General features: G+C 40.0%; 9 protein-coding genes. 7 read left to right on the forward strand and 2 right to left on the reverse strand.

Annotated elements, in window-relative coordinates:
• The 6 genes from ACZFYI_RS10215 to ACZFYI_RS10240 all read left to right on the forward strand — a co-directional run.
• Positions 1-1,839, forward strand: a 1,839-nt coding sequence (locus ACZFYI_RS10215) for a T9SS type A sorting domain-containing protein (protein ID WP_462524029.1), incomplete at its 5' end; no start/stop codon positions are given.
• 90 nt (positions 1,840-1,929) lie between these two features.
• Complete coding sequence (locus ACZFYI_RS10220) at positions 1,930-2,385, forward strand: hypothetical protein (protein WP_462524030.1); 456 nt, start codon at positions 1,930-1,932, stop codon at positions 2,383-2,385.
• A 156-nt stretch (positions 2,386-2,541) separates the two neighbouring features.
• Positions 2,542-3,402 (forward strand): amidohydrolase family protein, encoded by an 861-nt coding sequence (locus ACZFYI_RS10225; RefSeq protein ID WP_462524031.1) that lies wholly within the window; start codon positions 2,542-2,544, stop codon positions 3,400-3,402.
• 149 nt (positions 3,403-3,551) lie between these two features.
• Positions 3,552-4,538, forward strand: coding sequence for an SAM-dependent methyltransferase (locus ACZFYI_RS10230; protein WP_462524032.1), 987 nt, complete (start codon positions 3,552-3,554; stop codon positions 4,536-4,538).
• Between the two features lie 152 nt (positions 4,539-4,690).
• On the forward strand, positions 4,691-6,217 hold the full coding sequence (locus tag ACZFYI_RS10235) for a serine hydrolase domain-containing protein (protein WP_462524033.1): 1,527 nt from the start codon (positions 4,691-4,693) through the stop codon (positions 6,215-6,217).
• Positions 6,218-6,296: 79 nt separating this feature from the next.
• On the forward strand, positions 6,297-6,761 hold the full coding sequence (locus ACZFYI_RS10240; RefSeq protein ID WP_462524034.1) for a GAF domain-containing protein: 465 nt from the start codon (positions 6,297-6,299) through the stop codon (positions 6,759-6,761).
• A 172-nt stretch (positions 6,762-6,933) separates the two neighbouring features.
• Here ACZFYI_RS10240 and ACZFYI_RS10245 read toward each other — a convergent pair whose 3' ends face one another.
• Positions 6,934-7,335, reverse strand: coding sequence for a hypothetical protein (locus tag ACZFYI_RS10245; RefSeq protein WP_462524035.1), 402 nt, complete (start codon positions 7,333-7,335; stop codon positions 6,934-6,936).
• A 4-nt stretch (positions 7,336-7,339) separates the two neighbouring features.
• Complete coding sequence (locus ACZFYI_RS10250) at positions 7,340-7,720, reverse strand: hypothetical protein (RefSeq protein ID WP_462524036.1); 381 nt, start codon at positions 7,718-7,720, stop codon at positions 7,340-7,342.
• Between the two features lie 180 nt (positions 7,721-7,900).
• Here ACZFYI_RS10250 and ACZFYI_RS10255 point away from each other — a divergent pair, with 180 nt between their 5' ends.
• On the forward strand, positions 7,901-9,538 hold the full coding sequence (locus ACZFYI_RS10255; protein ID WP_462524037.1) for a M1 family metallopeptidase: 1,638 nt from the start codon (positions 7,901-7,903) through the stop codon (positions 9,536-9,538).
• Positions 9,539-9,652 lie beyond the last annotated feature (114 nt).

A 9,652-nucleotide genomic window follows, 5' to 3' on the forward strand; every position in this document is an offset into this window, starting at 1 on the left:
ACAACCGGAGCTGTGGCAGGAGAAAAGACCTATTACTTTGATGACATGGCTTTTGTGGTCGGCGATACAGGCGGAGGAGATGGAAATCCATTGCCTACTGTTCCTTTGGATTTCGAGTCTAATGACCTGAGTTATGACTTTGTCAACTTTGAAGGAGGGGAATTAACCAGGATAGAAAATAACCAGAAGTCAGGTATCAACACAAGTAACCAAATTGCAAAGATGGTTAAAGGAAACGGTCAGGTTTATGCCGGATCCGTTATTCCATTGGCTTCTCCGATTGATTTTTCTGAAGGGAAGATATTCAAGGCTAAAGTGTTTATGCCAAGAGTAGGAGCCAAGCTTCTCCTGAAAGTGGAAAATCAGGACAACGCAGGTATATTCTTTGAAAAAGAAGCAACCGGAACCAAAGCCAATGAATGGGAGGAACTCAGTTTCGATTATTCCGCAATCAATACTGCAAACACTTATCAGAAAGTGATTTTGATTTTTGACCTGGGCACAATGGGTGACGGAACTGCCAACTTCACTTATCTCATAGATGATATTGCCCTTACATCAGGAGATGGTGGAGGACCGGGAGAGGACCCCAACCAAATGAACCTTCCTGTGACCTTTGATGAAACCGATGTCAACTACGGCTTAGTGGGATTTGGAGGAGCAGAGGAATCTTCTATAGTGGAAGACCCGACATTGGCCACCAACAAAGTTGCCAAAGTGATCAAAACAGCTACTGCCGAACTTTGGGCAGGTACCACTGTGACAGCGGTAACAGGAGGTGTTCAGACAGGATTCAGCAGTAAAATACCATTTACTTCAACTGACAAGAAAATGACTGTCAGGGTATGGTCTCCGGATGCAGGGATCAAAGTCCGACTGAAAGTGGAAGATCACTTGGATCCAACGAAATCTGTGGAAACAGAAGCCACCACAACAGTAGCAGCGGCATGGGAAACATTGACCTTTGACTTTGGCTCACACGTACCGGAAACCGCAGCCCTTAACTTAGGTTTCAATTACAACAAAGCTTCCATCTTCTTCAACTTTGGTACAACCGGAGCTGTGGCAGGAGAAAAGACCTATTACTTTGATGACATGGCTTTTGGTGCAGCGACGGAATTAAAATCTCAGGTTATTACATTTCCTGCCATTGCCAATAAAACCCTTGGTGACGCTCCCGTTGCTATGAATGCTTCATCCACATCAGGTCTTTCCATTACTTATTCTTCTGAAGATGATAAAGTAACCATGGCAGGAAACATGGCAACAATGGCAAAAGCAGGAAGGGCTGTAATCACAGCTTCACAAGCTGGAAACAATGAATTCCTGCCGGCTGAGCCTGTTTCTCAAAGTTTCTGTATCAATCCTGCAAAACCATCAATCTCAGTTTCCGGGGCAAATACTGAATCAGTTACTTTGACTTCCAGTGCTGCTACAGGAAACCAATGGTTTTTAGATGGAACAGCAATAACAGGAGCTGTAGGACAGACTTTGACGGTAACCTCTTTTGGAACATTCACTGTGCAGGTTAAAGTGGATGATTGTCTTAGCGCATTATCAGATGAGGTTTCATTGATCATCAATAGCGCCGAAATCGGGAAGATCGAGGAATTGACTGTTTATCCTAATCCTGCAGAAAGCTACATCCACCTGAAAGGGATCAATGGTCCAATCAGAAGTGCAGAAATGATAGACATGGCAGGGCGTTCAAATCCAATTCAATTTGAATTGTCAAATGAGATTTATTCAGCTAATGTTCAGAATCTTGCACCGGGAATTTATGTGCTATGGATACAGCAAGGAAATAAAAGCTATCCTTTAAGAGTCATTAAAAAATAAGGAGTATGTTGTTTTCATCCGGCCATAATCCTTCTGGTTATGGCCGGATTAAAAACGAAATATGAATCATTCACCTCAATTCACGAAAAAATGAAAAAACAAAATATTCAAATTTGGATTTCCCGGTTGGTGCTTTCAATGATAGTTTTATTGTCTATTTCTCTTTCAAGCTGTAAAGATGATGAGACACCACAACCTTCTGCTAAGGATATCGCAACTGAAAAACTTACTGCAGCTACTTGGAAAATGACCAAAGTAACTGTCGACGGTGTAGACCAAACAAGTGTCTATAAAGACCTAACCTTGACATTTACCAATACTAATTACAGTTCAACAAACGGTAAAGTGATTTGGCCGGCAAGTGGAAGCTGGCTTTTTGATAATGATCAGGCTACTTCTATTAAAAGAAATGATGGACTTGTGATGTCAGTTGAAAACCTGACAGATACCGCATTGAGGTTGGGATTGGAATGGGAAACCACTTCTATTGGAACCGGAAGAGTACTAGCCATCAAAGGCAAACATGTTTTTGAATTTGGAAAGTAGGGTTTATTTGTACTGCATTGAGGCCGGGGAAAATTCTCCGGCTTCTTTTTTTGTCAGTTTTTCACTAAAAAGGAATAATTATTTTTCGACGTCATATTCCAAAAATCATGGCTTCGATTGCTTAAACACATAATTTGAGCTAATTATACAGGATAAATGCAAACTGCAAAGAATCCTGTAATGCGAATAGACAGTCACCAACATTTTTGGGTTTATGATCCAAATGTACATTCTTGGATGAATGAAGAAATGGCAGTAATCCAAAAGGACTTTCTTCCCCAAAACCTGAAACCCCATTTTGATGTTTTAGGATTTGATGGCTGTGTTGCGATTCAAGCTAGCCAATCAGAAGCTGAAAACAGCTTTTTGCTCTCATTGGCAGAAAAGCATTCATTTGTCAAAGGAGTCGTCGGATGGATTGACTTGCAGTCAAAGGATATTTCAGACCGCTTGGATTTTTATACACATTTTCCAAAAATCAAAGGATTTAGACACATCCTCCAAGATGAACCTGATATTGATTTAATGTTGCGACCGACATTTTTAAATGGAATCAGCAAACTCAAAGACTTCGGATACACATATGATATTTTGATTTTCCCACAGCATCTAGCCAATGCCTTTATTTTGGCCAAAACATTTCCAAATCAACTTTTTGTCATTGACCATTTGGCCAAACCAAACATTAAAATGGGTGAAATTGACCAATGGAAAAAAGATTTACAAAACATAGCTTCCCTTGACAATGTCCATTGCAAAATCTCGGGTATGGTCACAGAAGCGGAATGGAACAATTGGAAAACCGAAGATTTCACTCCTTACATTGAAACTGTATTGGAGTCATTTGGAATCGAAAGGGTAATGTATGGGTCAGATTGGCCTGTTTGTACTTTATCAGCCTCCTACGAAAATGTCTTAGGAATTACCCAAAATTTCTTTTCAAAACTATCCCCGGATGAACAGGAAAGCTTTTTTGGCAGAAATGCCAGCAGGTTTTATAACCTTGAAATTGGTTAAAAATTTCTTTTAAAAGATTCACTTTTTTTAGTCTAACAGGATAATTTATTTCCTTTTTGCAGACCAAGATTTTTTTTGTTAAATTAAGCAAGGTATTGATTCCCAATATTTTATTTTTATTCAAAAGCCTTAACAAAACGCCAAACAACATGGAAACAGAAGAAATAACCAAGGAAAATTTAAAAAAGAAATGGGTCGGTTCAAGCGTCGCTGAACGCGAAGGACAGGAGTGGGACAAGAAAAAGGAAATGGACTTCACCTACACCAACATTGACAAATTCATCAGAACTAGTCTCGGTGAAAATGCCCATTTCAGTAATGCGATGTACAATGGGGATTATTCGATGAGCTTAGAAGAAGCCCAGCTCAAAAAGTATGAATTTGTAACCAAGGAACTTGGCATTAAAAAAGGAAGTAAAGTTTTGGACTTAGGTTGTGGATGGGGTGGATGGCTAAAATACTTGAGGGATGTTGTGGGTGCGGATGGAATCGGTGTCAATCTATCTGACGGTCAGGTTAAAGCTTGTCGTGAAAATGGTTTAAAGGCCTTTATCAAAGATGCGAGATTTGTGAAGCCTGAAGATTTTGGGACTTTTGACGCAGTGACTGCATTTGGAAGTTTTGAGCATGTAGCTTCAGTAAAAGACTACCTGAACGGAAAGCAGGATGAAGTATATGAAGATTATTTCAAACATGTGGCCAATTTGCTAAATCCAGGAGGGAAGTTTTATATGCAAAGTATGGTCTTTGAAAAAAACATGATTCCCTTTGACAAGATTGATATCAATGCACCAAAAGATTCGGACAGCTATATCTTTGCTTTGCTACTGAAGCATAATCCGGATTCTTGGATAGCATATGGGCATGAACATATAATCCGAACAGCTGCCCCGTTTTTCAAAAATACCTTTTACAGTGACGGAAGACTGGATTATATCAAAACCAACAGAGAATGGACAAAGCTTTTCTATAAGTTCAATTTGAAGAAGTATTTATGGTTCGCTTCTTTGGTACCAAAACTCTTCACAGACAAGGAATTCAGGCATCAGCTTGCCATCCTCAGGGTCAGACCAAACAGGGTTTGCTTCGAAAGGGAAATCATGGGACATGCCCGTTTGATATTTGAGAAGATTTAAGCTCCTATACCTCGACTTCAAAAGGTTGGCTCCAAATAGCCAGCCTTTTTTAATTTCTTCTCCATTCAAATAATTAATTTCTGCCGCATTAATATTTTTCCTGAATTGAATAACTTACCGTGATGTTTCTAGATTAGCAATAAGACAACCCTATGAAAACCTTCATTTCTTTATGCCTGCTTTTGTTTTTTTTCAATTTGGCAACTGCACAAAATGTCAATTCCTTACCCCGAAGTACGCCTGCAGCCCAAAAAGTTTCTTCCCAAGGTATTCTGGATTTTATCAATGAAGTAGAAAAAAGCAACCACGAAGTCCATAGCTTTATGATGCTGAGACATGGTAAAGTGATTGCAGAAGGATGGTGGGATCCATATAAACCGGAACTGAAGCATACCATGTATTCGGTCAGCAAAAGCTTTACAGCAACAGCTATAGGTTTTGCGGTTGCAGAAAATAAGCTAAAAGTTACTGATAAAGTCATTTCTTTTTTTCCTGAATATTTGCCCAAAAGTGTTAGTCCAAATCTATCCCAACTTGAGATCAAAGACCTGCTGACAATGAGTGTGGGACATGAAAAAAGCTTTAACCAAGAGGTGTTTACAACCAAAAATTGGGTTGCTACTTTCTTGGAAATGCCGATTGCCAATGAACCGGGCATAAAATTCTTATATAACACTTCAGCAAGCTACATGCTATCAGCCATCATCCAAAAAGTCACAGGTCAGACACTGTTGGACTATTTGGAACCAAGATTATTGAAACCATTAGGAATAACCGGTTTGGATTGGGAAACTGATTTGGATGGAATCCAGGTTGGGGGATGGGGAATCAGGGTCAAAACTGAAGATATGGCAAAATTCGGTCAGCTGTTTTTGCAAAAAGGTAAATGGAATGGAATACAAATCCTGCCCGAGTCATGGATTGAGGAAGCAAGCACTTTGAAAATTCTTCAAGAACCCGGAGCTTCACCTGAAAAAATGGCCTCCAATGATTGGATTCAGGGTTATGCCTATCAGATGTGGAGAAGTCGGAACAATTCCTACCGTGCAGATGGGGCTTTTGGACAGTTTATTCTGATCCTGCCCGATTTAGATGCAGTCATTATCCTCACTTCGGAAACAAATGATCTCCAAGGATTGATTGACTTGGTTTGGAATAATCTCCTGCCGGCATTTGATAAGGTTTCTGACCAAGACCAAGAAATGAAAAAGCGGCTAAGTGAGCTTTCTCTGAAGCCTTTGAAGAGCGAAAATAGCCCTGAATCGGAAAAACAGGTGAATGGAAAAAAATACACAGTCAATACCAATAATGACAAAATAGATTCCTTTTCATTGAATTTTCAAAATCGGATTTGTCTTTTGAATTATGTTCAAGGTCCCGAAACTTACAAGTTGATCTTTGGGTCAGGAAAATGGATCAAGGATGAAACAGATAGGGTAGGGCCAAATCTCTTTACTTTCGCTCAAAATCAGCAGGTCGGATTGGCGCCATTCAAAATTGCAGGAAGCTTTGCGTGGATAGATGTGAATGCCATCGAACTTCAGCTCCGGTATATTGAAAGTCCACATACTGAAATCATAAGGATCACATTTGAAGGAGAAAATGCAAAGCTTACATTTATCAACAGCTTTGAAGGGGAGGGGAAGAAAGTGAGCTTTGAGGCGGAGATTGAATTATAAAAAGACGGAAGACAGAAGACGGAAGTAAAAGGTAAAAAATGAAAAGCAAGAGGAAATTAATCTAATTAAATCAAATCAAATGAACAACACAATATCAATTTTTGAATCCATCAAAGAAACTAAAGGAGACCTCAATTGGCAGGAATTGCTCGAAAGCATTATTTCAGCCTTTGACTGTACCACGGGCACTATTCATACTCTGGACAAAGAGACCAACTTATTGATGCTGAAAGCACAGAAAGGGATTCCGGAATTTTTATTGCCGAAAATGTCTGTCATACCGATTGGTAAGGGAATGGCCGGAATCGCCGCCGAGCGCAGGCAACCTGTAGAAATGTGCAACCTTCAGACTGATGCATCCGGGGTAGCCCGACCTGCAGCCAAAGAAACCAAAGTGGAAGGGTCTATTGCCGCCCCCATGATGTTAGAAGGTGAACTGTTTGGAACCCTTGGAATTGCCAAACCTGTGCCTTATGATTTTACCAAGGAAGAAAGTGAGGCTTTGCTCAAGATCGGGGAGGAAATCAGTAGAAGGATAAAATGAGGGAGGAAAGAAAATACAAGAAGTGAGAAGTTAATCGAATAAAGGAAAAAACTTCCTCTTGATAATTAGATCAGAAAGAAAAGCCTTTTTCATTATATAGTTGGAATAGAAATCTGTAAAATGGCTGTAAGAAGCAGGGCAACCTTGATAATCCTGAAATCATGGAAATGGTTTACTTATACTGCGGCCAAGCCCTGTACGCAAGGATTCCTCCTGTGACCAATAACAAAAGCTGAAGTAATAGGCTTGGGGGAACAGTGATAATTCTTCCAAGGCAATACAGCAGCAAAACCATGGAGAAATAAGCCATCAATCCGGTTACTTCTTTTTCCTTTTCACCCACTTTTCTATTGAAAAAAATCTTGGAAACCAAGCCCCCATAAAGGAAAGTAAACCAAATAAGATTGTGTCTCATGTCTCTGACCACATAGCTGAAGGTAGGAAAGTCTTTTTTTTCCAAGGCCACCAAAACAATATCAATGACCAACATGATACCCAACAGGGAGGCAATAATTATTTTAACAATCCTGATATCAGACAAATGACTTTTTAGAAATCTCTTTAGGTTTTTCATATTGTCATCTATAATTCATGGACCAAAATAAGTGACCATACAAAAGGCCGACGGCTAAAAGGACGGTCAGGAATAACTTTGTTTTGACAAAATTTACTTTGTTTCCTATCACCAACATGATAATTGTCAATCCGAATAAAATCAAAACGGGGTACATGCCATTGGACAATTTAAATCCAGAATCACTTGTCCCCAAAAAAAGGTGTCCCGCTATGGCTCCAAGTGCAAATGGGATGAAGAAAAATTTGCCTTTTGACCATTCCAACAAAACCATATTCGAAGTGTCATTGTCAATGTCATTGAGATTAAGCAGAATTTCAATCACAAAATAAACAACCACAAAACCGATCATGATATTGACGACTAGTTCGTATTGTGCTTCCATGGCATAAAAGATTAAACCTTGGTCAATTTAATAAATTATTGCTTAGAAGAAAGAAAAAATAATTGATACTTACTGATTATAAGGAGATTATACCATTAGAATTAGGATAGGAGATGAAAAATTTAAGTAGATGTAATAATATTTTGGTATTATTGAAAGATACGCGAATCATTTCTACCCATGAACCTTAATTCAAAACTTCCTACCACTATTTTTCTTTTTCTGATTGTCACATTTGCTTATTCCCAAGAGCAAAAGTTTACCCGAGCAGATACACTGAGGGGAAGCATCACTCCGGAACGGGCATGGTGGGATCTGAATTACTACCACCTTGCTGTGGAAGTATTTCCGGAAACCAAATCCATCAAAGGAACCAATACGGTACGGTACCAAGTGAAGAAAGCCCATCAAATCCTACAGATTGACCTTCAGGAGCCTTTGAAGATCTTGGATGCAAAGCAGGATGGACAAAACCTGGAAATCCGAAAGGAGGGAGCTGCTCATTTTATCAGCCTTACAAAAAAGCAGGTTCCGGGTGAATTCGAAGAAGTCATCATTTCCTATGAAGGCCAACCCAAAGAAGCGGTACGTCCGCCTTGGGATGGAGGAATCACATGGCAAAAGGATGAAAACGGCAATCATTTTATCGCATCTTCCAATCAGGGAATCGGTTCGAGTATCTGGTGGCCAAGCAAAGACCATCCTGCAGATGAAGTGGACAGCATGCTGATCAGCGTGACGGTTCCTAAGAACCTGATGAACATTTCCAACGGCCGATTGAGAAAAATAGAAACCCATGGAAATACCAAGACTTTTCATTGGTTTGTGAGCAATCCCATCAATGACTATGGTGTAAATATCAACATCGGCGACTATGTCCATTTCTCTGAGAAATATCAGGGCGAAAAAGGCCTACTCGATATGGAATACTATGTGATGCGGGGAAATCTGGAGAAAGCCAAAAAGCAATTTGCAGATGCAGGACGGATGATGGAAGCTTTTGAACATTGGTTTGGACCTTATCCTTTTTATGAAGACAGCTACAAACTGGTTGAGGCGCCATATCTCGGCATGGAGCATCAGAGTTCGGTCACCTATGGCAACGGCTACCAAAATGGCTACCGCGGTACGGATCTGAGCGGAACAGGGTGGGGGATGAAGTTTGATTTTATCATTGTCCATGAATCAGGACATGAGTGGTTTGCCAATAACATCACCTACAAGGATGTGGCAGACATGTGGATACATGAAAGTTTTACCAATTATTCTGAAAGCCTCTTTTTGGAGTATCATTATGGAAAAGAAGCCGGTCAGGAATATGTGCGTGGTACTAGGAGTCGGATCGACAACAAACTGCCCATCATCGGCCGATACAGCGTCAACAGCAGGGGATCGGGGGATATGTATTACAAAGGAGGAAATATCCTGAATACCCTCCGTGAAATCCTCAATAACGATGAAAAATGGAGAAAAATCCTCCGTGGGCTAAACAGCGAATTTTACCATCAGACTGTTACCACAGCCCAAGTGGAAGATTACCTTTCCATGGAAATCGGAATAGACCTTTCCAGTTTCTTTGACCAATACCTAAGAAACAGTTCCCTGCCTGTGCTAGAGTATTATTATTCAGATGAGCAGACACTCCATTACCGATGGACCAATTGTATTGCTTCTTTTGACATGCCGGTGGACTTGGAATTTGGAGAAACCAAAGTCCGGGTTGTTCCAAGCACAAAATGGAGCGAATTGAAAGTCTCCCAAAAGACTGAAGTAAAGGTTGATTTGGATTATTATGTAGGAAGCTTCCAATTGCGGTGAAGATTTTGAGGACCCAAAAAAGAATAAGGGCAAGAATATTTATTCAGTGAGATATTAGATCTTCAAAAGGAAACTCACCTTAATACTCAGAACATACCCCTTACAATTTACCGT

The sequence above is a fragment of the Aquiflexum sp. genome, from assembly GCF_977115555.1.